At 71.2% G+C, this 23701-nt stretch carries 21 protein-coding genes and 1 pseudogene; 15 read left to right on the plus strand and 7 right to left on the minus strand.

Annotated features, from left to right (window positions below; translation table 11 throughout):
- The first annotated feature begins 24 nt into the window (after positions 1-24).
- Both Q8A52_RS01805 and ppgK read left to right on the plus strand, forming a co-directional pair.
- On the plus strand, positions 25-1032 hold the full coding sequence (locus Q8A52_RS01805) for a 4-hydroxy-3-methylbut-2-enyl diphosphate reductase (RefSeq protein WP_316748005.1): 1008 nt from the start codon (positions 25-27) through the stop codon (positions 1030-1032).
- Between the two features lie 52 nt (positions 1033-1084).
- The gene (ppgK, locus tag Q8A52_RS01810) at positions 1085-1831 is read left to right on the plus strand and encodes a polyphosphate--glucose phosphotransferase (protein WP_316748007.1); all 747 of its coding nucleotides are present in this window, start codon (positions 1085-1087) and stop codon (positions 1829-1831) included.
- A 12-nt stretch (positions 1832-1843) separates the two neighbouring features.
- Here the strand turns inward: ppgK and Q8A52_RS01815 are convergent, their stop codons facing one another.
- The gene (locus tag Q8A52_RS01815) at positions 1844-2368 is read right to left on the minus strand and encodes a DUF6542 domain-containing protein (protein WP_316748009.1); all 525 of its coding nucleotides are present in this window, start codon (positions 2366-2368) and stop codon (positions 1844-1846) included.
- Positions 2369-2539: 171 nt separating this feature from the next.
- On the opposite strand from Q8A52_RS01815, the gene ychF reads away from it, so the two are divergent.
- The 3 genes from ychF to Q8A52_RS01830 all read left to right on the plus strand — a co-directional run bounded on the left by ychF (position 2540) and on the right by Q8A52_RS01830 (position 6640).
- Positions 2540-3628: a redox-regulated ATPase YchF gene (gene ychF, locus Q8A52_RS01820; RefSeq protein WP_316748011.1), complete on the plus strand. Its 1089-nt coding sequence runs from the start codon at positions 2540-2542 to the stop codon at positions 3626-3628.
- A gap of 758 nt (positions 3629-4386) precedes the next feature.
- The gene (locus Q8A52_RS01825) at positions 4387-5808 is read left to right on the plus strand and encodes an arylsulfotransferase family protein (RefSeq protein WP_316748013.1); all 1422 of its coding nucleotides are present in this window, start codon (positions 4387-4389) and stop codon (positions 5806-5808) included.
- 1 nt (position 5809) lies between these two features.
- On the plus strand, positions 5810-6640 hold the full coding sequence (locus tag Q8A52_RS01830) for an oxidoreductase (protein WP_316748015.1): 831 nt from the start codon (positions 5810-5812) through the stop codon (positions 6638-6640).
- 3 nt (positions 6641-6643) lie between these two features.
- Here Q8A52_RS01830 and Q8A52_RS01835 read toward each other — a convergent pair whose 3' ends face one another.
- Entirely contained in the window at positions 6644-7612 is a 969-nt protein-coding gene (locus tag Q8A52_RS01835; RefSeq protein ID WP_316748017.1) for an SMP-30/gluconolactonase/LRE family protein, read from the minus strand.
- A 140-nt stretch (positions 7613-7752) separates the two neighbouring features.
- Here Q8A52_RS01835 and Q8A52_RS01840 point away from each other — a divergent pair, with 140 nt between their 5' ends.
- Complete coding sequence (locus tag Q8A52_RS01840; protein WP_316748018.1) at positions 7753-8193, plus strand: MarR family winged helix-turn-helix transcriptional regulator; 441 nt, start codon at positions 7753-7755, stop codon at positions 8191-8193.
- On the opposite strand, the gene Q8A52_RS01845 is transcribed toward Q8A52_RS01840, so the two are convergent.
- On the minus strand, positions 8165-9382 hold the full coding sequence (locus Q8A52_RS01845; RefSeq protein ID WP_316748020.1) for a serpin family protein: 1218 nt from the start codon (positions 9380-9382) through the stop codon (positions 8165-8167). The two genes, Q8A52_RS01840 and Q8A52_RS01845, sit on opposite strands and share 29 nt — an antisense overlap.
- 87 nt (positions 9383-9469) lie before the next feature.
- Here Q8A52_RS01845 and Q8A52_RS01850 point away from each other — a divergent pair, with 87 nt between their 5' ends.
- The 6 genes and pseudogenes from Q8A52_RS01850 (at position 9470) to Q8A52_RS01875 (ending at position 16007) form a co-directional block, all read left to right on the plus strand.
- On the plus strand, positions 9470-10684 hold the full coding sequence (locus Q8A52_RS01850) for a DUF4190 domain-containing protein (RefSeq protein WP_316748022.1): 1215 nt from the start codon (positions 9470-9472) through the stop codon (positions 10682-10684).
- 147 nt (positions 10685-10831) lie between these two features.
- Positions 10832-11584 carry a GntR family transcriptional regulator gene (locus Q8A52_RS01855; RefSeq protein WP_316748023.1) on the plus strand — a complete coding sequence of 251 codons (753 nt, stop codon included), beginning with the start codon at positions 10832-10834 and terminating at the stop codon, positions 11582-11584.
- 297 nt (positions 11585-11881) lie between these two features.
- A complete protein-coding gene (locus tag Q8A52_RS01860) occupies positions 11882-12076 on the plus strand; it encodes an SPOR domain-containing protein (RefSeq protein WP_316748025.1) in 195 nt (64 codons plus the stop codon).
- Positions 12077-12106: 30 nt separating this feature from the next.
- A complete protein-coding gene (locus tag Q8A52_RS01865) occupies positions 12107-12517 on the plus strand; it encodes a (deoxy)nucleoside triphosphate pyrophosphohydrolase (RefSeq protein ID WP_316748027.1) in 411 nt (136 codons plus the stop codon).
- A gap of 98 nt (positions 12518-12615) precedes the next feature.
- A pseudogene (locus tag Q8A52_RS01870) lies at positions 12616-13045 on the plus strand (ATP-binding protein).
- A gap of 373 nt (positions 13046-13418) precedes the next feature.
- On the plus strand, positions 13419-16007 hold the full coding sequence (locus Q8A52_RS01875; protein ID WP_316748029.1) for a SpoIIE family protein phosphatase: 2589 nt from the start codon (positions 13419-13421) through the stop codon (positions 16005-16007).
- A 54-nt stretch (positions 16008-16061) separates the two neighbouring features.
- Here the strand turns inward: Q8A52_RS01875 and Q8A52_RS01880 are convergent, their stop codons facing one another.
- Positions 16062-17507 carry a hypothetical protein gene (locus tag Q8A52_RS01880; protein ID WP_408649167.1) on the minus strand — a complete coding sequence of 482 codons (1446 nt, stop codon included), beginning with the start codon at positions 17505-17507 and terminating at the stop codon, positions 16062-16064.
- Positions 17508-17703: 196 nt separating this feature from the next.
- Here Q8A52_RS01880 and Q8A52_RS01885 point away from each other — a divergent pair, with 196 nt between their 5' ends.
- From Q8A52_RS01885 to Q8A52_RS01895, 3 genes are read left to right on the plus strand one after another with little or no spacing between them, the layout of a single operon-like run.
- A complete protein-coding gene (locus Q8A52_RS01885) occupies positions 17704-18804 on the plus strand; it encodes a glycoside hydrolase family 18 protein (RefSeq protein WP_316748033.1) in 1101 nt (366 codons plus the stop codon).
- Positions 18801-19775, plus strand: a complete 975-nt coding sequence (locus Q8A52_RS01890; RefSeq protein ID WP_316748035.1) for a phosphotransferase — start codon at positions 18801-18803, stop codon at positions 19773-19775. Before Q8A52_RS01885 ends, Q8A52_RS01890 begins: the two co-directional genes overlap by 4 nt.
- A gap of 5 nt (positions 19776-19780) precedes the next feature.
- Complete coding sequence (locus tag Q8A52_RS01895) at positions 19781-20095, plus strand: hypothetical protein (RefSeq protein ID WP_316748037.1); 315 nt, start codon at positions 19781-19783, stop codon at positions 20093-20095.
- Here Q8A52_RS01895 and Q8A52_RS01900 read toward each other — a convergent pair.
- The 3 genes from Q8A52_RS01900 to Q8A52_RS01910 are packed head-to-tail and all read right to left on the minus strand — an operon-like array spanning position 20076 to position 23656.
- Positions 20076-20846, minus strand: a complete 771-nt coding sequence (locus tag Q8A52_RS01900) for a succinate dehydrogenase/fumarate reductase iron-sulfur subunit (protein WP_316748039.1) — start codon at positions 20844-20846, stop codon at positions 20076-20078. The genes Q8A52_RS01895 and Q8A52_RS01900 overlap by 20 nt on opposite strands.
- A complete protein-coding gene (locus tag Q8A52_RS01905; protein ID WP_316748041.1) occupies positions 20843-22816 on the minus strand; it encodes a fumarate reductase/succinate dehydrogenase flavoprotein subunit in 1974 nt (657 codons plus the stop codon). The genes Q8A52_RS01900 and Q8A52_RS01905 overlap by 4 nt, the downstream gene beginning before the upstream one ends.
- A gap of 18 nt (positions 22817-22834) precedes the next feature.
- Positions 22835-23656, minus strand: a complete 822-nt coding sequence (locus Q8A52_RS01910) for a hypothetical protein (protein WP_316748043.1) — start codon at positions 23654-23656, stop codon at positions 22835-22837.
- Positions 23657-23701: the final 45 nt, after the last annotated feature.

Below are 23701 nucleotides of genomic sequence, written 5' to 3' on the forward strand. Positions count from 1 at the left end.
GCATGCGGCCTTACGATGGTTCCCATGACTGCTTCGCCTGGCCGCCGTGTCCTGCTCGCCGCCCCACGTGGCTACTGCGCGGGTGTGGACCGCGCCGTGATCGCCGTCGAGAAGGCCCTGGAGCAGTACGGGGCCCCGATCTATGTCCGGCACGAGATCGTCCACAACAAGTACGTCGTGCAGACCCTCGAGAAGAAGGGCGCGATCTTCGTCGAGCAGACGGAGGAGGTCCCGCCCGGGAACATCGTCATGTTCTCCGCGCACGGGGTCGCCCCCGTGGTGCACGAGGAGGCCGAGCGCGGCCGCCTCGCCACCATCGACGCCACCTGCCCCCTGGTCACCAAGGTCCACAAGGAAGCCGTCCGCTTCGCCGACGAGGACTACGACATCCTCCTGATCGGGCACGAGGGCCACGAGGAGGTCATCGGCACCTCCGGCGAGGCCCCCGACCACATCCAGCTCGTCGACGGCCCCGGGGACGTCGCCAAGGTGGAGGTCCGCGACCCCTCCAAGGTCGTCTGGCTGTCGCAGACCACGCTCTCCGTCGACGAGACCATGGAGACCGTCGACGCCCTGAAGGACAAGTTCCCGCAGCTCATCTCCCCGCCGAGCGACGACATCTGCTACGCCACGCAGAACCGCCAGCTCGCCGTGAAGCAGATGGGCGCCGAGGCGGAGCTCGTGATCGTGGTCGGCTCCCGCAACTCCTCCAACTCCAAGAGGCTCGTGGAGGTCGCCAAGCTCGCCGGCGCCCGCGAGGCCTATCTGGTGGACTTCGCCGACGAGATCGACGAGGCCTGGCTGGAGGGCGTGACCACGGTCGGCGTCACCTCCGGCGCCTCCGTCCCGGAGGTCCTGGTGGAGCAGGTCCTGGAGTGGCTCGCCGAGCGCGGCTACGGGGACGTCGAGCTCGTCAGGGCGGCCGAGGAGTCCATCACCTTCTCGCTGCCCAAGGAACTCCGCCGCGACCTGCGCGAGGAGGCGGCGGCCCTGGTCGCCGAGCGCGGCGGATCGGGTACGTCGGACGTGTGACCGGCGGTCCGCCCGGGGCGTGACTGTCAGTCGTACGACGTAACGTAGAGCCATGCAGATCTTCGGCGTGGACATCGGCGGATCCGGGATCAAGGGCGCCCCTGTGGACCTGGAGCGGGGCGACCTCGCGGAGGAGCGCTTCAAGGTGCTCACTCCGCACCCGGCGACGCCCGACGGGGTGGCCGACGGAGTGAAGGAGGTCGTCGAGCACTTCGGCTGGACGGGCCCGGTCGGGCTCACCTTCCCGGGCGTGGTCACCGGCGGCGCCATGATCCGTACGGCCGCCAATGTGGACAGGAGCTGGATCGACACGGACGCGCGCGCCCTGTTCAGCGACCGCCTGGGCGGCCATGACGTCACGGTCGTCAACGACGCGGACGCGGCGGGCATCGCGGAGATGAACTTCGGCGCCGGCCGCGACCGCCGGGGCACGGTCATCCTGCTGACCTTCGGCACCGGCATCGGAAGCGCCGTGTTCGTCGACGGCGCCCTCGTCCCGAACACCGAACTGGGCCATCTCGAGCTGAACGGCCACGACGCGGAGAAGCGGGCCTCCAGCAAGGTCAAGGAGGACCACGACATGACGTGGGAGCACTGGGCCCGCCGGGTCCAGAAGTACCTCGCCCACGTCGAGATGCTGTTCTCCCCCGAGCTGTTCATCATCGGCGGCGGCGTCAGCCGCAAGTCCGACAAGTTCCTGCACCTCATCGAGGGCATCAAGGCGGAGATGGTCCCGGCGCAGCTGCAGAACAACGCGGGGATCGTGGGGGCGGCGATGCGGGCGGTCAAGCAGGGCTAGCGGGGGTTGCGCTCACGCCCGTCGCCGACGCCTGACCAGCCGGATCCTCCGTACGATCACGATGACACCGGCGACGAGCGTCCCCCCGTACAGCCACCCGGCCTGCGTGGCCAGTGCGGTCACCACGCCCATCAGTTCCCCGGCCGTCCCCCCGCTGCTGTTCGCGACGGGCAGCAGCCCCGCGGCGAAGGCGATCGGCACGACGACGGGCGCGATCATCAGATCGCTCCCGCGCACCCACAGCGCGGTCAGTACGCACACCGGCAGGAACAGCACGCCGTACACCGTCAGGGACGCCCCGAACAGCAGCTGGTCGAGGTAGCCCAGCAGGAACATCACCGCCCCGCAGAACAGCCCGCCCCCCAGCCCGGTGAGCCGGGGGTTCGACATTCGCCGCGAGGGCCGGGCCGGTCGTGCCGGACCGGGAGAGGGCCGTCGTACGCCCTCCGGACGGCGTCTCGCCTGGGGCGGCAATGGCGCTCGCGGGGTGCCGCGTCGCGGTCCGTGCTGCGGGGGTCGCGTCCTGTGTTGCTCCACTGGACCAACTTAGGTCTGTTTATGTGTCGAATCGCCCCTCAGACACGCCGATGGGCAGACCTTGGCCAACCGTTCGACGCGGCCGCCGGGGCCCCGCCGGGTACGCCGTAGACTGGTGGATCGGCCGGACTCCTGGCCCCCTGGCCCTCTCCACATACGGGAAGTCGCAACGTGTCGCTCACGATCGGAATCGTCGGTCTGCCGAATGTCGGCAAGTCGACCCTGTTCAACGCCCTGACCAAGAACGACGTGCTCGCGGCCAACTACCCGTTCGCCACGATCGAGCCCAACGTGGGTGTGGTCGGCGTCCCCGATGCGCGCCTCACCAAGTTGGCCGAGATCTTCGGCTCGCAGCGGATCCTCCCGGCCACCGTCGACTTCGTCGACATCGCCGGCATCGTGCGCGGCGCCTCGGAGGGCGAGGGCCTGGGCAACAAGTTCCTCGCGAACATCCGTGAGTCCGACGCGATCTGCCAGGTCATCCGCGCCTTCAAGGACGAGAACGTCGTCCACGTCGACGGCAAGGTCTCGCCGAAGGACGACATCGAGACGATCAACACCGAGCTGATCCTCGCGGACCTCCAGACGATCGAGAAGGTCCTGCCGCGCCTCCAGAAGGAGTCGCGCATCAAGAAGGACGTCGCGCCCAAGGTCAAGGCCGTCGAGGAGGCCAAGGAGATCCTGGAGAAGGGCGACACGCTCTTCGCCCACGGCATCGTCCAGGGCACCGAGCGCAATGAGCTCCTGCACGACCTGCACCTGCTGACCACCAAGCCGTTCCTGTACGTCTTCAACGTCGACGAGGACGAGCTGGTCGACGAGGACTTCAAGAACGAGCAGCGCGCCCTGGTCGCCCCCGCCGAGGCGATCTTCCTCAACGCCAAGCTGGAGGCGGACCTCGCCGAGCTCGACGAGGAGGACGCGCTGGAACTCCTGGAGTCGGTCGGCGCCGAGGAGCCCGGCCTCGCCACCCTCGCCCGCGTCGGCTTCAACACCCTCGGCCTGCAGACCTACCTCACGGCCGGCCCGAAGGAATCCCGCGCCTGGACCATCAAGAGGGGCGCCACCGCCCCCGAGGCCGCCGGTGTCATCCACACCGACTTCCAGAAGGGCTTCATCAAGGCCGAGGTCATCTCCTTCGCCGACCTGGTCGAAACCGGTTCGGTCGCCGAGGCCCGCGCCAAGGGCAGGGCGCGGATGGAGGGCAAGGAGTACGTGATGCAGGACGGGGATGTGGTGGAGTTCCGCTTCAACGTCTAGTCGATCCGGCAAAGGGCCGTCCGACCTGCGGTGGAGCGGGTCGGGCGGCCTTTGTGCGGCCGGCCGCCAGGAGAGAGGGGCAGGTCCGTCGAGGCGGTAGGGGCGGCCGCGGCCGGTCGATCAATGAACCGCCCAAGCCGTCGTACACCGCCAGCCTCCGCCCCCGTACCTGCTCGTCGGCCACGGGCGTGAAGTACTTCTTCAGCACGGCGGTCTTGATCCTGTCCCGATCGGCCGTCACCGGTTTCGCCGCCCGAGCCGCGTCCGTCACCAACAGGATCCGTTGCTGGGCAAGCATCGCAGCACGTATGTGCTCCGGGCTTGCCTCCACACCCTTCAGCGTCCCGGACTTCTCCCCGGCTCTGGGTGAGCCCCGTCGCATGACCGGGTGAGCCCGCGCCCGCCGAATGGCCCACCCCGCGTGGCTTCGCGCGGACGTGGGCCGCTCTTGCCGCTTACCGTCACCCGGGGAGCAACTCCCGATCTTGTTGCCGGGCGCCAAGGAGGCGGCAATGGTGTCGCGAGAGTCGTGGGCTCGCCGGTCAGGGCGAGGGTGCCGTCGCGCCGTCGGGGCCTGGGCGCTCGCGGTGGGGTGCGTCGCGGCAAGCTGCGTGCCCGCGGCGGCCGTGGCGGGTCCGGAAGGGGACGCGGCCCGGCAGTGCGCCACGACTCCCTTCCCTCCGTCGGAACCCACACCTCCGCCGATCCTGTCGGGCAGCGACGTGTGGAGCTTCGTCTCCGAGCCCGGTCTTCACCCGATGCGGGTCAGTGTCACCGCGCACCGGCCGGGGACGGCTCCCGGCGGGATCTTCGTCGGCCCGTTCAGCGCGGATCAGATGGTCGGCCAGACCGGGGCGCTCATCAACGACAACTCCGGTGATCCGGTCTGGTTCCGTCCGCTGCCCTCCACGAATCTGCAGAACGCCGACTTCAGGGTGCAGACCTATTACGACGGCCGCGGGGGCCGGGGGCGGCCGGTGTTGACCTGGTGGCAGGGCACCCTCGCGCTTCCCCCGGCGTATACGAACCTGCCGGCCGGTGCGCCGGAACCGGGCGGGTGCTACTACATCTACGACACCCACTACCGCCTGCTCAGGACGGTCCTCGCCCATCACGGCTACTACCCGGACGAGCACGAATTCACCCTGACCCGCAGGGGCACCGCACTGTTCATCGCCTCCAAGCCGGTGCCCATGGATCTCACGCCCTATGGCGGTCCGGAGAACGGGGCCATCGAGAACAGCGAGATCCAGGAGGTCGACCTCGCCACCGGCAGACTCCTCTACTCGTGGAACGCACTGGACCACCTCGACCCCGCCGATTCCGAGGAGGCGGCCTCGACCGCGTCGTCGTCCGGCGGAGTGTGGGACGCCTTCCACATCAACTCGGTCGACGAGGGTCCCGACGGCCGGCTGCTGATCTCGGCCCGGAACATGTGGGCGGTCTACGACGTCGCCAAGAAGTCCGGGAAGGTCCGCTATCAGATCGGGGGCAAGAAGAGCGACTTCACCTTCGGCCCCGACGCCGACTTCTACTGGCAGCACGACGCCCGGTTCCGGCCGGGAAACCGGATCAGCATGTTCGACGACGGCTGCTGCGATCTGCCCGACGGCTCCCCCGAGCAGCGGTCGCACGGCCTGATCCTCAACCTGGACTTCCGCGGCCGGACGGCGACCGTGGACCGGGCCTACTACCACCAGCCGCCGCTGGAGTCACCGACCCAGGGGAACACCCAGGCCCTCGCCAACGGCAACGAGTTCATCGGGTGGGGCCAGAGCCCGTACTACTCGGAGTACGCGGGCGCGGGGAACACCGAGGGCAGCGCCGCACGGAACCTGCTGTACGACGCGAAGCTGCCCGGCTCCGACATCTCCTACCGGGCGTTCCGGAACGAGTGGATCGGCACGCCGTACTACCCGCCGAGCGCCGCGGCACGCACCGACGGCGGGCACGGCGTCGTCTACGCCTCCTGGAACGGCTCGACCGAGACCAGGGCCTGGCAGGTGCTGGCCGGGCCTGCCGCCGACCGGTTGTCGGTCGTCGCCGGACATGTTCCTCGAGCCGGGTTCGAGACCGCCGTCAGCACGAACAGCCCCGGGCCGTACTTCCAGGTGAAGGCGCTGAACGCGCAGGGCAAGGTCCTTCGCGCCTCCCGCGTCGTGACTCTCTCGGGCGGGTGAGATGAGCAGGGTGTGGCTGATCACCGGCGCCAGCAGCGGGTTCGGGCGCGCCATCGCCGACGCGGCGCTCGCCGCGGGCGACACCGTGGTCGGTGCCGCCCGCAGGACGGAGGCGCTGGACGAGCCGGCCGCCGCGCACCCCGGCCGGCTGGAGCCGCTGCGCCTGGATGTGACCGACATCGCCGCGATCGGACCGGCCGTGCGGGACCTGGTGTCCCGGCACGGCCGGATCGACGTCCTCGTGAACAACGCGGGCCGCACCCATGTCGGCGCCCTCGAGGAGACCACCGACGCCGAGCTCCGTGCCCTCTTCGACCTGCATGTCTTCGGCCCGGCCGCGCTGGTGCGGGCGGTCCTGCCGCACATACGCGAGCGGCGGTCGGGCGCGATCGTGCAGATGAGCAGCATGGGCGGGCAGATGTCCTTCGCCGGCTTCTCGGCGTACAGCGGGACGAAGTTCGCCCTGGAGGGCATGTCCGAGGCGCTCGCGGACGAGGTGCGGGAGTTCGGCATCAAGGTGCTGATCGTGGAGCCGGGCGTCTTCCGGACCTCGATCTTCGGCAGGGGCAGGGCCGGCGCCAGCGCCGACAGCGGTGTCTACGCCAAGGTGACCGAGGCCCGTCGCTTCATCGAGGGCGGCGACGACACCCGGCCCGGCGACCCCGCCAAGGCCGCGGCGCTGATCATCGCCGCGCTCGATGCGGACGAGACCCCCCTGCATCTGCCCCTGGGCGCCGACTCGGTGACCGCCGTGCTCGGTCAGCTCGACACGGTACGCAGCGACATCGCCGCCTGGGAGCAGCGCACCCGGGCCACCGCCTTCGACGACTGACCGTCAGATTCCCCGCACGGACGCCACGGTGAACGGCGACTCGGGCACCCCGGGTCCCATCGGCCCGCCCTTGTCGAACTGCGAGCGCACGACCAGCAGCCGTCCCCGGTCGCGGACCAGTGTGGTCGGGATCTGCAGCGCGGGGTCGGTGAACCGCCGCTCCAGACGGGCCGAGGAGCCGTCCGGAGACAGCCGCCACCTGGTGATCGTGTCGACGGCGTTGTGCGCGGCCCACAGCGTGCCGTGCGCCAGCTCCAGACCGTCGCCGTGCGTCAGATCGCCGCCGTGCAGGGCGACTTGGCGTACGGCCCCGGTGGCGACGTCCACCCGGTAGAGCCCGCCGCCGGTCATGTCGACGGCGAACAGCCGGCGCCCGGCCGGGTCGGCCACGATGCCGTTGAGAGTGAAGGCGTCCGGGGAACCCGGGTCCTTGACGTAGCTCAGGTCGTAGGCCGGGGTCAGCGTCCCGCGCGGGCCGCGGGCCAGGTCGGCGGGGCTGACGCGGTAGATCACCGCACGGGTGCTGTCGGTGAGGTAGACCGTGCCGTCCGCGGTGACGGCCAGGTCGTTGACGAAGCGGGGCGCGTCGCCGGGCACCTCGAAGCGGGCGATCAGGGACCGGTCGCGCAGGTCGTAGACGTCGACCCCGGCGGTCGAGTCGGTGACCCACAGCCGTCCGGCCCGGTCGGCCTTGAGTCCGTTGGCGGTGGCGCGGCCGTCGGCGCCCGCGGGCAGGAACACCTCTGCGGTGCGCTCACCGCGAGCGGCGCGGTAGACGGCGCCGGTCGTGTACGAGCCGACGTATATGTCCCCGGTGCGAGGGTCGAGGGCGATCCCCTCGGGGTAGACGCGGTCGCCGGGCAGCGCGAAGGCGGCCGAGACACGGGGCGTGGTGGCCGCGTGTGCCGTGGGGGCGGCCGCGGCGACGGCCAGGGCGGCGGCGGTGGTGGTGAGGAATGTGCGGCGGTGCATCGAACGGGACACAGCGGTGCCTCTCGGTTCGGCTTCTCATAGAACAACGAACATGAACGTAGATTAGAACCCTAATTATCGTCAATGCATTAACGTCCCGCAGAGGGTGAATCGATGCATGGGGCGACTAGCATGCGCAGATGACGTCCATGCCCGCCTCCGAGCGCCTCGGCTCCCACCTCAAGCGGGCCGAACAGGCCCTCGCCGCGACCAAGGCCGCGGTCCTGAAACCGGCGGGCCTGACCGTCGCTCAGTACTCGGCGCTGCTCCACCTCGCCGGCAATCCCGGCATCAGCGCGGCGGCCCTCGCCCGGCTGTGCGGGGTCACCCCGCCGACCATGAACACGGTCCTGAAGAACCTCCAGGACCGTGCGCTGATCGAACGCACGCCGCACGAGTGGCACAGGAACGTGCTGGAGACGAGGCTCACGGACGAGGGCCGCGCCGTCATGAACGACGCGGACGCACGGGCCGTACGGGTGGAGCGGGCGCTGGCCGCGGAGTTCACCGACGAGGAGCGGACGGCGCTGACCGCTCTCCTCGCCCGTTGTGTCAGCGTCCTGGAGCGGGAACGCCCCTGATGCCCGGGGTGTTGAACGGCGCCGGATCCGTGACCCAGCCGGCCGCGAGCACGAGACGCGTCTCCCGGTGCACGGCGAGGAAGCCGAAGGGCCGGTCGAACGCCACCCGGACGACGGTGGTCTCGTAGCGGTACCGGGGAGGGCCGCTGCCCGCCACGGGCATCACGGCCGTCACCGCGGCGGCGCGGAACCCGAGGGCACCGAACTGGGCGACCGCCGACTGCCGGGCCGCCCCGACGGCCAGCGGAGAGCCGCTGATCCCCGGGAAGTGCCCCTGCCGGGTGTCCCGCGCCGCCGTGAGCCCGAACAGGCGGTGCAGGGCCAGCAGATCGTGGTCCGCCCGCACCTCGTACGCCACCGTCCTGATGTCCAGTGTCGTCGGCTCCGGGGTGAGGGAGGGCTGCCGCTCGACGCGGAGGCCCGGTCCCGCGTCCCCGTACGGGAGTCGGCCGCCCCCGACGGCCGGCAGCGCGCGCTCCAGGATGCCGACGCCCGCCCTCAGCACCTGCCCGGGGGCCATCCGCTCCTCGCCGAGCAGCAGATGGACGTCGATGCCGTTGTCGCCGGGCACCTTCAGGGAGGTGACGAAGCCTTCGGGTGTGCTCGTCAGGCCGACCCGGTCGGGCCGCACACTCCTGCGGTAGAGCCCGAGCAGCGTGCGGCCCTGCCACGGCCCGGCGCCCGGTCGCAGCGGCAGTTCCCTGAACGGGTGCGGCCAGTCCGTGCGCAGGGCGAGCGCGCCGGCGAGCACCATCCTGGCGTCCTGCGACAGCTCGACCGGCATCCGCTCGATCAGCCCGCCCGTCCGCTTGGCCGCCCAGGCGTCCAGCGCCTCCTGGGAGGCGGCGAGGTCGTGCGTGAGCACGCCGTGCGTCTGTGCGGGCAGCCCCGCACGCCATTCCTCCCGCAGCTCCAGCGTGCGGTCCGTCCACAGGCCGAGCGCGGAGTCCAGGCCGGGCATGGCGTCCATCGCGGCCAGCAACTCCCTTGCGGCGTAGGCCGCCTGCTCCGCCGGCATCCCGAGCGCCGCCGCGAGCTCGGACCGCGCCGGACCCGCCGCGCCGTCGGCGAGAAAGGCCAGCAGCGGCCACACCCCGGCGGCCGAGAACACCGTGCCCTTGTCCGAGGCCCCCGCCCACCGTGCGGTCAGTCCGTTCACCGCCCGCACGGTCGCATCCGTGACCCGCATTCCACCCCCGTCGGCAGCGCGCTTACCATGCGCCCAGTCGTACGTCAGTTCAGCGTCGCCGCTGCCCGACCCAGGAGCACGGTACCCGTGTCCATACCCCCGCCTCCCGGCCCCCACCAGCCCGAAGGGCAGTACCCGTCGTATCCGCAGGAGCCTTACGCGCGGGACCCGTACGCGCAGGGCCCGTACGCCCAGGGCCCGTACGGCGGACTGCCGTACCAGCCCTGGTCCCAGGGCTACAGCCCCTTCAACCAGCCGGCGCCCGTCAACGGGCTCGCCATCGCCGCCCTCGTGCTCGGCATCCTCTGTTTCCTGCCGGGCGTGGGACTGGTCCTCGGGATCGTCGCGCTGGTCCAGATCAGGAAGCGGGGCGAGCGCGGCAAGGGGCTGGCCATCGGTGGCTCCGTGCTGTCCGGGATCGGGCTCGCGCTGTGGGTGCTGGCGCTCGCCACCGGCGGGGCCTTTGACTTCTGGGAGGGCTTCAAGGAGGGCGCGCGGGGCGGCGCGAGCCTGTCGCTGGCCAAGGGCGAGTGCTTCAACGCGCCCGGCGGCTCGCTGTCCGGCGAGACGGAGGACGTCGACAAGGTGTCCTGCGACCGCGAGCACGACGGCGAGGTGTTCGCCTCCTTCAAGCTGAAGGGCCGCTCCTACCCGGGCGACGGCCCGGTCACCAAGGCCGCCGACGAGCGCTGCTACGGACTCCAGGACAGCTACGCGATGGACGGCTGGGCGGTCCCCTCCGACGTCGACGTCTACTACCTCACGCCCACCCGGGACAGCTGGAGCCTGGGCGACCGCGAGGTCACCTGTGTGTTCGGCAACACCACCGAGGGCAAGCACCTGACCGGCTCGCTGCGCAACGACGAGACCGTCCTCGACCCGGACCAGGTCGCCTATCTGAAGGCGGCTCACGTGCTCAACGCCGCGATGGAGAGCGCACCCGAAGCGGAGTACGTCGAGGACGACCTGCCCGGGCACAGGGCGTGGGCGGGCCGGGTCGAGGTCGCACTCGCCGCGCAGGCCGGGATGCTGCGCGGTCACCAGTGGCCGGCGGGCGCGAAGAAGCCGGTCGCCACGTTGGTCGTGGAGCTCGACAAGTCCCGCGCCGAGTGGGCGAAGGCCGCCGTGGCCGACGACGCCGACTCCTTCTACGCGCACTACGACAAGGGCTTCAAGCTGCTCGACCGGAACAGGACGGTCACCGCCCGCAAGGCTCTGGGCCTGGCCACGACCCCGCCGTCCTACGAAGACGACAGCGGCGGCTCCGACAGCGGGGGAGACGGCACGGGCATGGAGGTGTGATCGCGGCTATAGCGGGGAGAAAGTGCCTGCGTAAAGCCCTCCCGGGCCACAAGTCATCACATCGAGTGATTCTCTGGCCTTTGCTTGCATGGCACAACCCACGGTTGCCACGCTGTTGCTGTCTGTACAATCTGATGGGAGCGGCCAGTGACTTTCGGTGAGCAGCCGGCGTATCTGCGTGTCGCGGGTGATCTCCGCAAGAAGATCGTCGACGGTTCGCTGCCGCCCCACACCCGGCTCCCCTCCCAGGCGAGGATCCGCGAGGAGTACGGCGTCTCGGACACGGTCGCCCTCGAGGCCCGCAAGGTGCTGATGGCCGAGGGGCTGGTCGAGGGCCGTTCCGGCTCGGGGACGTATGTGCGCGAGCGGCCCGTGCCCCGGCGGGTGGCCCGCTCGGGGTTCCGCCCGGCCGGCGGCGCCACGCCGTTCCGGCAGGAGCAGTCCGACGCCGCCGCGCGCGGCACCTGGGAGTCCAGCAGCGAGCAGACCGAGGCGAGCGGCGCCATCGCAGACCGGCTCGGCATCCGGCCCGGCGACCGCGTGATGTGCACCAAGTACCTCTTCCGCGACGGTGGAGAGCCGATGATGCTCTCCACCTCCTGGGAGCCCCTCGCCGTCACCGGGCGCACGCCCGTGATGCTGCCCGAGGAGGGCCCGCTCGGCGGCATGGGCGTCGTGGAGCGGATGCGGGCCATCGACGTCGTCGTCGACAACGTCACCGAGGAGGTCGGCGCCCGTCCTGGCCTCGCCGAGGAACTGCACATCCTGGGCGGCGTGCCCGGTCATGTCGTCCTCGTCATCCAGCGCACGTACTACGCCTCCGGCCGCCCGGTGGAGACGGCGGACGTGGTCATCCCCGCCGACCGCTACCGGGCCGCGTACCACCTACCGGTGAAGTAGCGCACACCCTCGGGGCAGTTGCCCCCGTCACCCCATCGATCCGCGGGCTGTGCCGGGCCGTTGGAATCCGGCCGTTTTCGCAGGTGACCCCCGCTGTCCCCGGTATGCCGCCGACCGGACGCACCGGGGCGCCCGGACGGCGCATTCGTCATCGTGCGCCCCCGGGGTTCTGGCTGGTTGCGTACCTCTTTGTGAAAAGCCGTGTTCGCTGCGTAAAGGTTAGGCGTACGCTCGGGCATATGCGGATTGCGGTTTCCTTAGAGCGCGGGTCCATGGGGAGCGGAGGGGTGGGGCGCCATGAGTGAAGGGACGGTCGCTCTTCCCTGGCTCGTGATACGGCAGGACGACAACGGCAATCGCTACCGCGTGGGCAGGTACGCGACGCGGGCCGAGGCGCAGAAGATCGCCGACAGCCTCGACGACCGCGGACACAAGCAGCTCTACTGGGTCGAGCGCATCGCCCACAACGGAGACGGCGGCACGCGCAACTGACCCCGTCCGCGCTCCCGTAGGCTCCCGGCCATGACGGAACGGATCGTGGTGGTGGGAGCCGCCCTGTTCGACGACGCCCGCCTGCTCGCCGCGCGCCGCAGCGCACCCCCCGAGCTGGCCGGCCGCTGGGAGCTGCCCGGCGGCAAGGTCGAACCCGGCGAGAGTCCCGAGGCCGCCCTGGTGCGCGAGCTGCGCGAGGAACTCGGCGTCGAGGCCGAGGCCGTCGAGCGCGTCCCGGGGGAGTGGCCCCTGAAACCCCCGTACGTGCTGCAGGTGTGGACCGCCCGCCTGCGCCCCGGCTCCGCCGACCCCAAGCCCCTCGAGGGCCACGACGAACTGCGCTGGCTCGCCCCCGGTGAGATCTGGGCCGTGGACTGGCTCGACCAGGACGTCGCCGCCGTCCGGCAGCTCGAGAACCGCCTGGAACCGGGAGCGGGCTGAGAATCCCTACGCCGTTCGTGCCACACTGCGCCCCTCCGGGCGGTACTGCCCCCTGGATATCGGGTATGTGCCCATTAACCCCACGAAACCGGACATGGGTGGGCTCGCTTGCCTGGGAAGTGATCGGGCGTGATCGACACCGAAGGCGACTGTGCCGAATGGACCTTCCCCGCGGATCCCGGTGCCGTGCGCACCGCCCGCACGGCGGTCCGGGCCCAGTTGCTCGGCTGGGGGCTGGAAGCCCTTGCGGACATGACGGCGCTGCTGGTCAGCGAGTTGGTGACAAACTCGCTCCGGCACGCCACCGGCCCCATCGGCGTACGCCTCGTGCGCCCCTGCGGCCTCGGAGACACCCTCCTGGTGGAGGTCTCGGACCCGCTGCCGGATCCGCCGCACGAACGGGTCGCCCATCTCGAGGACGAGAGCGGCCGTGGCATCCAACTGGTCGCCAGTTCCTCGCGCCGCTGGGGAACACGGCCCGGCGACAACGGCAAGACGGTCTGGTTCGAGCTCGCGGTTCCGGGATGAACCGCGCGCCGCAGGCGTGGTGAACCGCGCGGCGCAGGCGTGGTGAACCGCGAGCCGCGGACGTGGTGAACCGGGCGCCAGGGGGGGCGAACCGGGCGCCCCGGGGGTGGTGAACCGGGCGCCCGGGGTGTACAGCTTCCCCTTCCGCCGTCCATGGAACGGCACAGGCCGGTGACCATTGCCGGAGTCTGTGATTCGAGGGTGTGTTCCCTGGTTAGAAGACTGGGAGTGTTGTCGCGGTCCGGTCCGAAAACCGCTTGGACCGACCTGTGATCGTGAACACCGTGTCGTGCGGCGCCGTAGTGCTGGATACTGCGGGCAGCCGCCTCCGGTGACCGGTGCCGGACGCGGTGAGCTGGAGGGGACGGTTCGCGTGAGCGAGATACCAGCGAAGGCCACGGAGTCCGAGGACCCGTCGGACGGCGCAAGGGCGGGGGGCGTGGATTCTGCCGCGGCTCCCGGGGACGCCATGTGGCAGGTCAGTCCGCCCGGCTCCATGTACGACTACATCAAGGTCGCGTCCTTCTCCATCGGACCCGGCGGGCTCGTCGACCAGTGGAGCCTGCGAGCCGAGCAGCTCTTCGGCATCACCGCCGAGCGTGCCGTCGGCATGGACCCCATCGAGGCCTTCATCGACCCCGATCTGCGCGCGCGGGGCCAGCGCAAGATGGCCGAGATCCTCGACGGGCGGGAGTGGACCGGGGTGGTCCCTTTCCGGCTGCCCGACACGGTGGACGGCGAGCGCGGGGAGGAAGGCCTCGCCGAGGTCTATGTCATGCCGACCCGGACCGCCGAGGGCGACCGGGCCGCCGTGTGCATCGTGGTCGACGTCCGCACTCTGCGCAGCATCGAAACCGACCTCGCCGCCTCGCAGGCCATTTTCGGTCAATCTCCCTTTGGCTTCCTGCTGATCGACACCGACCTGCGGGTCCGCCGCGCCAACATGCGGTTCGCCTCGATCTTCGGCGGTACGCCGGACGACCACCGGGGCAAGGGAGTTCACGACTACCTGCCGCGGGGCGAGGCCGAGCGGGTCGCCGCCACCCTGCGCCGGGTCCTGGAGAGCGGGAACTCCATCACGGACATGCACGTCACGGGCTTCGTGCCCGGTTCCGAGGAGCGCCGGCACTGGTCCATCAACCTCTATCGCGTGCACAGCGGCAGCGGCCGGCCCATCGGCATCGCCTGGCTGGGCACCGACATCACGGCTCGTCGTGCGGCGGCCCGCGAGGCGGCGGCCGCACGGCGAAATCTCGCCCTTCTCAACGAGGCGGGCGCCCGCATAGGCAACTCGCTGGACCTGGAGACGACGGCCCGCGAACTCCTCGACGTCGTCGTGCCCGGCTTCTGCGACCTCGCCACCGTCGACCTCTATCAGGGTCTCCTGGCCGGCGACGAGACCCCGCCAGGCCTGGCCGACGGCAGCGCGGAACTGCGCCGGGTCGCCTTCGCCAGCGCGGTCTCGGACGCGCCGTTCGTCGGCGGCGGCTCACCGGTCGCGGTCGGCGCGGTCCACCACTTCCCCTTCAACTCGCCCTGCGCGGACGCCCTGCGCACCGCCCGCCCACAGAACGTCCCCGCCGAGGAGGGCGGGCTCGTCCAGTCCACGCTGGCCGTCCCGATGGTCGCCCACGACACGGTCGTGGGGCTCGCCCAGTTCTCCCGGACGAAGGGCAGCGAGCCGTTCGGCGACCGTGACCGGGACCTCGCCGTGGAACTGGCCGCGCGGGCCGCCGTCTGTATCGACAACGCCCGCCTGTACCGCCGCGAGCACGAACGCGCGCTGATACTGCAACGGTCCCTGCTGCCCCCGGGCGACCCCGAGGCGTCCGGCCTGGAGATCGCCTGCCGCTACCTGCCCGGCAATGCGGCGACCGAGGTCGGCGGCGACTGGTTCGACGTGATCGAACTCCCCGGTCATCGCACCGCGTTGGTGGTGGGCGACGTCATGGGCCGCGGACTGCGCGCGGCGGTGGCGATGGGCGAACTCCGCACGGCCGTCCGCACGCTGGCGCTGCTCGACCTGGAACCTGCAGAGGTCCTCTCGGCGTTGGACGAGATCGCCCGCGGCCTCGGCACCCCCGGCGGCGTCCAGCAGGCGACCCGCGCGGCCCGCCAGCCCCGGGACGCGGACCTCTCCGAGGTCTATCTGGCGACCTGCGTGTACGCGGTGTACGACTCGGTGACCAGACGCTGCACGTTCGCCAACGCGGGCCATCTGCCGCCGGTGCTCGTGGAGCCGGGCGAGGCGGCGCTGATGCTGGACGTGCCGCCGGGCATGCCGCTCGGCGTGGGCGGCGAGCCGTTCGAGGAAGTGGAGGTCGAACTCCCCGAGGGCGCGCTGCTCGCCCTCTACACCGACGGACTGGTCGAATCCCGGGACCACCCCCTCGACGAGGGCCTCCAGGCCTTCGTGGGCGCGCTCACGGACCCGACCAGCCCGCTGGAGGACGTCTGCGACCACGTCCTCAACACCCTCGACACCCACCACGGCGAGGACGACATCGCCCTGCTGATGGCCCGCGTCCAGGGGCTGCCGGCCGACTCGGTCGGCGACTGGGCACTGCCGCGCGAGCCGCGCAGCGTGGGCCGCGCCCGTGAGTACGCCCGCGGCCAGCTCGTCAGCTGGGATCTGGGGCCCCTGGTCGACACCACGGAGCTGCTGGTCAGCGAGCTGGTGACCAACGCGCTGCGGTACGGCGAGGGCGAGATCAGACTCAGGCTCCTGCTGGACCGCACCCTGGTCTGCGAGGTCTGGGACTCCGGCCTGGTCCAGCCCCGCCGCCGACGTGCCCGCGACACCGACGAGGGCGGCCGCGGCCTCCAGCTCGTCGGTCTGCTGAGCGCCGCCTGGGGGTCCCGGCGCACACCTCGTGGCAAGACGGTCTGGTTCGAACTCCCGCTGCCCGACGGCGAGAACACCCTGACGGACCCCGCGGAGGCGTTGCTGAGCCTGTTCTGAGGACGGGCGGCGGCCGGGGCCCGCGAAAGTCCCAACCGGCAGTCCCAACAGGCCCTACTCCCGCGGGAGCCTGCGCCGGTCACGCGTGTCCGGGCCGCCGAAGCTCGCCGGCGGCCCTCCGTCGGGTTCCTCGCCGAGCAGGATGCCGCCGAGGACCGCCCCGGCCAGCCCGCTCGCTCGGTCGGCGGCGCCGTCGTACGGGTTGCCGTGTGCCCGTACGTCCCGCTCCGCCAGCTCACGGGCCTCCCGGGCGAGGCCGTCGGCGACGGCGTACTCGCCGGCCTCCGCGGCGAGCAGCCGCTCCGCCTCCGCCAGGCGCGTGCGGGCCTCGGCGCCCACCGCGGCGCGGTGCGTGGCGATGAAGTCCCCCGCGGCGGACGTGGCACTGCGGGCGGCCAGCAGGCCGGCCACGGGCACGACACCGGCGCGTCCCACCCCGAGCAGTCCGACGGCCCGCGTGATCCGCCGCAGGGCGTCCAGCGGGTCGTACGGGCCGCGGATCAGCTCCTCCCGTACGGCGGCCAGGGCCGCGTCGGCGTGGGCCAGGCGGGCCCGGAGCTCACCCTCGGGAAGGAGCGGGGGCCGCCTGCGCGCCTCGGCGACCTCCGCCTCCCCGCCGGTCAGCACGGCCGGCACCAGCCCCGCCGCCTCCGCCAGCTCCGCGGCCAGCCGCTCCACTCCGGACACGAGGATCTCCGCCTGGGCCACGGCCCCCTCGGCCGCGCGCAGTTCACGGGCGGCGCGCTCGCCCTCCCCGGAATCGGCCAGCTGACGGGCCCGGTTGAGGTGGGTCGTGGCGAACACGAGGCGGTCCTTGGCCTGTTCGACGTACCCGGTGACGGGCGCGGCGGCCGAGGGCGCATATCGCTCGCCCAGCTCGGCCGGCACGGCACCGGCGCCCTTCGTCCGTCCGGCCAGTGCCCGGAACCGACCCTCCGCGACCCCCAGCGCCTCATCCATCCCCCCTTCCAGTGACCGCAGTTGATCGAACCCGGCCGCCTCCGTGTCCAGCCGCCGTCCGGCCTCCGCGCACCGCCCCACGATCCCGACCAGCGCCTGCCGCCGGGCGGTCTGGTCCTCCGGAACCCCCTGCTCGTACCGCCGCCGTATCGCGAACGCGGCCGCCAGCTCGGTCTCCGCCGCCCGCAGGGCCGCCGCGAAGGGCTCCACCGCATCCACCGCCTCCGGCCCGAACCGCGCCTCGGCAAAGCCCAGTTCCTCCCGGCTCGTGCGCACGCTGTCGTCCGCCGCGACCAGCGAGGCCCGTGCCTGCCGCTCGAAGTCGCGGGTCGACGGCTCGGGCGGGTGCGCGGACACCAGGCCGGGCGTCGTACGGCTGCGGGCCCGCCGGGTGCGGCGCAGGTACCCGTACGCCGCCAGCACCACCGCCGCGGCCACGACGACGAGCGGCAGGACCAGGTCGGCGGGAGAGGTGCCGCCCTGCTCCGCGGCGGCGGTCACCCCGGCCACGGGAACCGGCTCTTCGGCTCTGATCGTCATCCCCGGCAACACCAGCCACACGACCCCGACCACACACCCCAGCAGGGCGTGCGCCACCCGCACGGCTATGTGCGACTTGGCATGCCTGGGCCGGCCACGGATCGAGGATGACGTCACATTTCGGAGCGTATGGGCAGGTAAGCGCCTCCGCGACCGCTGTGGATGCGCGTGGGGGACGACGGACAGGGGGTACGGGATGGACACGGCACCGATACGGCCCGCGGAAGGCGAGGTGCCGACGGCGGAAGGCCAGGACGCCGGTACGGGGGCCGGTCCCCGCGTCCGGCGTCGGGGGTGGGTCACGTGGGCACGGCGAGCCGTGCTCGGGGTGGTCCTCGCCGTCCTCGTGCCCCTTCTCGCCGTCGAGACCGCCCTGCGCGTGAACTACGCCGGTGACCCGGCCGACGGCACGTACACCAGGAACAAGGACGCCATCTGGCTGGGCCACGCCTGGGTCGACGGGCGCAAGGGCGACGCCGACGTCGAGGCCCTCGCCCGCCGGCTGCGCGACACCGGCATCCGGGATCTGTACGTCCACTCGGGTCCCCTGGAGCACGACGGGACCCTTCCCGAGTCCGACCATCCGAAGGCCCGTTGGCTGATCGCCGCCGTGCACCGGGAGCTTCCCGGCGTACGCGTCCAGGCCTGGCTCGGCGACAAGCTGGCCAGTGAGTCCCCGGACGGCCTGCGCCTGGAGCGAGCCGGCACCCGCGCGGCCGTCGTCCGCTCCACCCGGCAGATCCTCGCCACCGGCTTCGAGGGCGCCCACTTCGACCTGGAGCCCCTCCACTCCGGCGACCGCGACTACCTGTCCCTCCTGGACGACCTGCGCCGCGTCACCCGCGACAACAACGCCCTGCTCTCGGTCGCCGCCCACCAGATCGACCCGCTGCCCGCCTTCCACTCCTTCTGGGGCACGACCACCGGCCACCCCAAGTGGTGGTCGCAGGCGTACTTCGGCCAGGTGGCCCGCCGCGTCGACCAGATCGCCGTCATGTCGTACGACACCATGCAGCCGCTGCAGAGCCTGTACGGCGGCTATGTCGCCGAGCAGACCAGTCTCGCCCTCGAGGTCACCCCGGCCTCCACCGACCTCCTTATGGGCCTGCCCTTCTACCACGAGAACCGCTTCGGCCACTGGGCGCACGCCGAGACGGTCCCGGCCGCCGTACGCGGCGTACGTCTGGGCCTGTCCCGTACGGACGCGGACCGCTCGCGCTTCGGCGTCGCCCTGTACGTGGACTTCGCGGCCACGGAGGCCGACTGGAGCGCCTACAAGGAAGACTGGGTGCGGTGACCCGCGCACGACAGCAACCGACCGTTACCGCACTCGCCCCGCTCGCCCGGGCCGCCGTAGGCCCGGACCGTACCCTCGTGGCCGTCACCCGGCTGCGCGGCGGCTCCAGGAAGGGTGCTTACCGTCTCGCCTTCGACGACGCCACGACGGTGGTCGCCTACGTCTGGTCCCCGGACGAGGACTACTGGGACCAGCCGGACGGCGACCCCCGCGACCCGTTCTCGCACGCCTCCGCCCTCGACCTGTTCACCGCGTCGCACGCCCGTCTGTCAGCCCTCGGCGTCCGTACTCCCCGCCTGCTGCACACCGACCCGGAGGCGGACGCGGCCGTCGTCGAGGACATCCGGGGCGGCAGCCTGGAGGAGGCGCTCCGGCGCGACCCGGAGGCGGCCCGCCCGGTCCTGGAGCGGCTGGCCGGGGCGCTGGCGGCCATGGGCGACTGCACGGCGGCCGGCTTCGGCAAGGTGAACCTCGTCGACAACGGCGGCTCCTCGCACGGCGGTTCCTGCGAGCGGCTCGTCACCGACCGCGCGCTGGGCGACATCGCCGAGGCCGCCGTACGCGACCCGCGGATCGCCGCCGCCCGCCAGGCGCTGGAGGACTCCGTGCGCTCCCTGGCCGCCGAGGTCCGCCCGCGCGCCCGTCACTGCCTGATCCACGGCGAACTCGGCCCGGACCACGTCCTGGTGGACGCCGGCGGGAACCCGGTGCTCATCGACATCGAGGGCCTGATGTACTTCGACGCCGAGTGGGAGCACGTGTTCCTGCGGCTCCGCTTCGGCCCCGCGTACGACGTCCTCCGCGCCCCCGGTCTCGACGAGGCCCGCCTGCGCCTTTACCGGCTGGCCATGCACCTGAACCTCGTCGCGGGCCCGCTGCGCCTGCTCGACGGGGACTTCCCCGATACGGAATCCATACGCGGTATCGCGGAGTACAACGTGGTCCAGGCGCTGGCTCTGGTGGCACCATGACCGTCATGCACATGTACTTGGTCGTCGCGGCAGCGCTGGTCGTGACGCTGATGGCGGTGTTCGGCATCGCAGGCATCACGACCGGCTGGGTGGTGCCGTTCGGTCGGCGCCGCATCCTGCGGCCGAAGCTGTGGGGGTACAGCCAGCTGCTCGGGGCGGTCGGGATGTCCCTGTGGATGTTCCTGGGCGTGTTCCCCGAGAAAATGGATGTGATCCCGCTCATCGGCTGGTTCATGTTCATGGGGAGCCTGGGCATTCAGGTACTGGCCCAGCGCCCCGGCCGTACACCGCGACTGCCCCCTACGAAGTCCGCCTCCTGATCTTCGACCCCAGCCACACCAGCGGGTCGTACTTCCGGTCGACGGCCCGTTCCTTCAAGGGGATCAGCGCATTGTCCGTGATCTTGATCCCCTCGGGACACACCTCCGTGCAGCACTTGGTGATGTTGCAGTAGCCGAGGCCGTGTTCGTCCTGGGCCGTGCTCTTGCGGTCCAGGCCGGTCTCGGCCGCCGCGTCCAGCGGGTGCATGTCCAGTTCGGCCACCCGCATCAGGAAGCGCGGCCCGGCGAACGCCTTCTTGTTCTCCTCGTGGTCGCGCACCACATGGCAGGTGTTCTGGCACAGGAAGCACTCGATGCACTTGCGGAACTCCTGTGACCGGTCCACGTCCTCCTGCATCATCCGGTACTCGCCCGGACCGACGCCGGCCGGCGGCACGAACGACGGAACCTCCCTGGCCTTCTCGTAGTTGAAGCCGACGTCCGTCACCAGGTCGCGGATCACCGGGAAGGCGCGCAGGGGAGCGACCGTGATCGTCTCCTCGCGGGTGAAGACCGACATGCGCGTCATGCACATCAGCCGCGGCCGCCCGTTGATCTCCGCGGAGCACGAACCGCACTTGCCCGCCTTGCAGTTCCAGCGCACGGCCAGGTCCGGCGCCTGGGTGGCCTGGAGGCGGTGGATGATGTCGAGCACCACCTCGCCGTCGTTGACCTCGACCTCGAAGTCCTCCAGGCCGCCGCCCTCGACGTCGCCCCGCCACACCTTGAAGCGGGCCTCGTAGCTGCTCACTCGTAGAGCTCCTCTTCGGCGAGGTACTTGACCAGCTCCTCCTTCTCGAAGAGGGCGAGCAGGTCCGGGCGGATGGGTTCGGTGGTCTCGCGGGTGAGCTCGATCTGGCCCTGGACCGGGTCGGTCGCGGCCAGGCCGCCGGTCGGGTCTGCGAGCCCGCACAGCAGGTTGATACGGCGCCACCTGCGGTCCATCGTCGGGTGGTCCTCGCGGGTGTGCCCGCCGCGCGACTCCGTGCGCTCCAGGGCGGCCCGCGCCACGCACTCGCTGACCAGCAGCATGTTGCGCAGATCGAGGGAGAGGTGCCAGCCCGGGTTGAACTGGCGGTGACCCTCGACACCGGCCCGGCGGGCCCGTACCCGCAGGTCCGCGAGTTTCTCCAGGGCCTGGGCCATCTCGCCCTCGCGGCGGATGATGCCGACGAGGTCGTTCATGGTCTGCTGGAGTTCCTGGTGGAGGGTGTACGGGTTCTCCGGCGGGCGGCCCCGTTCGGGCTCCTCGCCCGGTACCGGTCCCTCCGCCGAGAACGGGCGCAGCGCCTCCGCGGCCGCCGCGTCGACCTGGACGTCGTCCACCGGGGGCCGTCCGTCCGCGAGCCCCGCCACGTACTCGGCCGCGTGCCAGCCCGCCCGGCGCCCGAACACCAGCAGGTCGGACAGCGAGTTGCCGCCGAGCCGGTTGGAGCCGTGCATACCGCCCGCGACCTCGCCGGCCGCGAACAGACCGGGCACCCCGCGCGCCGCCGCCGTGTCGGACTCGACCGCGATGCCGCCCATCACGTAGTGGCAGGTCGGCCCGACCTCCATCGCCTCCGCCGTGATGTCGACGTCGGCCAGCTCCTTGAACTGGTGGTACATCGACGGCAGCCGGCGCCGGATGACCTCGGCGGGCATACGCGTCGACACGTCGAGGAAGACCCCGCCGTGCGGGGAGCCGCGGCCCGCCTTCACCTCGGAGTTGATGGCACGGGCCACCTCGTCGCGGGGGAGCAGCTCAGGGGGACGCCGGTTGTTGTCCGGGTCGTCGTACCAGCGGTCGCCCTCCTCCTCGGACTCCGCGTACTTCTCCTTGAAGACGTCCGGGATGTAGTCGAACATGAACCGCTTGCCCTCGGAGTTCCTGAGCACCCCGCCGTCGCCGCGCACGGACTCCGTGACGAGGATGCCCTTCACCGACGGGGGCCAGACCATGCCCGTCGGGTGGAACTGCACGAACTCCATGTTCAGCAGCGGCGCCCCGGCGAGCAGCGCGAGGGCGTGCCCGTCGCCCGTGTACTCCCACGAGTTCGACGTGACCTTGAAGGACTTGCCGATGCCGCCCGTCGCGATCACCACGGCGGGCGCTTCGAGGACGAAGAAACGGCCGGATTCCCGCTCGTACGCGAAGACCCCGGACACGCGCCCGGCGGCGGAGCCGCTGATGGATGCGTCGTCCTTGAGGACCCGGGTGACCGTGCACTCCTGGAAGACCTTCAGCCGCGACTCGTAGTCGCCCGTCTCGCGATGGTCCTCCTGCTGGAGGGAGACGATCTTCTGCTGGAGGGTGCGGATCAGCTCCAGGCCCGTGCGGTCGCCGACGTGCGCGAGGCGCGGGTACTCGTGGCCGCCGAAGTTGCGCTGGGAGATCTTCCCGTCCTTCGTGCGGTCGAACAGCGCGCCCCAGGTCTCCAGCTCCCACACCCGGTCCGGGGCCTCCTGCGCATGCAGCTCGGCCATCCGCCACTGGTTGAGGAACTTTCCGCCGCGCATGGTGTCGCGGAAGTGGACCTGCCAGTTGTCGTGCACGTTGACGTTGGCCATCGCCGCGGCGATGCCGCCCTCGGCCATCACTGTGTGCGCCTTGCCGAACAGCGACTTGCAGATCACCGCCGTACGGGCGCCCCGCTCCCGGGCCTCGATCGCGGCGCGCAGCCCGGCACCGCCGGCACCGACCACGACGACGTCCCACTCCTGCCGGTCGACCACGGACATCAGAAGGCCCCACCCAATCTAGAAGAAGCGCGGATCGTCGAAGACACCGGACGCGATCAGATAGACGTAGAAGTCGGCGAGCGCCACGCTCACCAGCGACGCCCAGGCCAGCAGCATGTGGCGGGCGTTCAGCCGCCCGACGAACTGCCACGCCTTGTAGCGCACGGGATGCTTCGAGAAGTGCTTGAGCTTCCCGCCGACGATGTGCCGACAGGAGTGGCAGGAGATGGTGTACGCCCAGATCAGGGCGATGTTGACCAGGAAGACCAGGGTGCCCAGGCCCATGTGGCCCCAGCGGTAGTGCTCGTCGCGGAAGGACAGCACCGTGTCGTAGGTGAGCACTCCGGCGACCAGGAGGGCGGCGTAGAAGAAGTACCGGTGGATGTTCTGCAGGATCAGCGGGAAGCGGGTCTCACCGGTGTACTTCTTGTGCGGCTCGGCCACCGCGCAGGCCGGCGGGGAGGCCCAGAAGCTGCGGTAGTAGGCCTTGCGGTAGTAGTAGCAGGTCAGGCGGAAGCCCAGCGGAAAGATCAGGATGATGATCGCCGGGGAGATCGCCCACCAGCTGCCGAACAGATCGGCGTTCGGGCCCGCGTGCATGGTCCGGCAGTTCTCCGCCAGGCACGGCGAGTAGAAGGGTGAGACGTACGGCGCCGCGTAGTAGCGCGCATTGGCGAAGGCTCGCCAGGTCGAGTAGACGACAAAGGCGAACAGACCGGCCGCGGTGACGGCCGGGGCCAGCCACCAGCGGTCGGTCCGCAGATGCGGGGCGGCGATCGCGGCGCGCGTATCGGTGTGTACGCCGCCGCTGTTCATATGGGGTTCCGTACCAGTGGCCAACTCATGACTCCGGTCGGGTTCGGGTTGTGGGAGTGCCTGCGGGCA

This window comes from Streptomyces herbicida (assembly GCF_032656585.1).
Lineage (GTDB): Bacteria > Actinomycetota > Actinomycetes > Streptomycetales > Streptomycetaceae > Streptomyces > Streptomyces herbicida.

Excerpts from the sequence above, each read along its gene's own strand:
- Q8A52_RS01825 (WP_316748013.1), top strand. The coding sequence starts at position 4,387 with ATGCGGGTCAGTGTCACCGCGCACCGGCCGGGGACGGCTCCCGGCGGG.
- Q8A52_RS01805 (WP_316748005.1), top strand. The coding sequence starts at position 25 with ATGACTGCTTCGCCTGGCCGCCGTGTCCTGCTCGCCGCCCCACGTGGC.
- Q8A52_RS01885 (WP_316748033.1), top strand. The coding sequence starts at position 17,704 with ATGGACACGGCACCGATACGGCCCGCGGAAGGCGAGGTGCCGACGGCG.
- Q8A52_RS01835 (WP_316748017.1), bottom strand. The coding sequence starts at position 7,612 with ATGCACCGCCGCACATTCCTCACCACCACCGCCGCCGCCCTGGCCGTC.
- Q8A52_RS01905 (WP_316748041.1), bottom strand. The coding sequence starts at position 22,816 with ATGTCCGTGGTCGACCGGCAGGAGTGGGACGTCGTCGTGGTCGGTGCC.
- Q8A52_RS01845 (WP_316748020.1), bottom strand. The coding sequence starts at position 9,382 with ATGCGGGTCACGGATGCGACCGTGCGGGCGGTGAACGGACTGACCGCA.
- Q8A52_RS01860 (WP_316748025.1), top strand. The coding sequence starts at position 11,882 with ATGAGTGAAGGGACGGTCGCTCTTCCCTGGCTCGTGATACGGCAGGAC.
- Q8A52_RS01830 (WP_316748015.1), top strand. The coding sequence starts at position 5,810 with ATGAGCAGGGTGTGGCTGATCACCGGCGCCAGCAGCGGGTTCGGGCGC.
- Q8A52_RS01865 (WP_316748027.1), top strand. The coding sequence starts at position 12,107 with ATGACGGAACGGATCGTGGTGGTGGGAGCCGCCCTGTTCGACGACGCC.
- Q8A52_RS01840 (WP_316748018.1), top strand. The coding sequence starts at position 7,753 with ATGACGTCCATGCCCGCCTCCGAGCGCCTCGGCTCCCACCTCAAGCGG.
- ppgK (WP_316748007.1), top strand. The coding sequence starts at position 1,085 with ATGCAGATCTTCGGCGTGGACATCGGCGGATCCGGGATCAAGGGCGCC.
- Q8A52_RS01880 (WP_408649167.1), bottom strand. The coding sequence starts at position 17,507 with ATGACGATCAGAGCCGAAGAGCCGGTTCCCGTGGCCGGGGTGACCGCC.
- Q8A52_RS01895 (WP_316748037.1), top strand. The coding sequence starts at position 19,781 with ATGCACATGTACTTGGTCGTCGCGGCAGCGCTGGTCGTGACGCTGATG.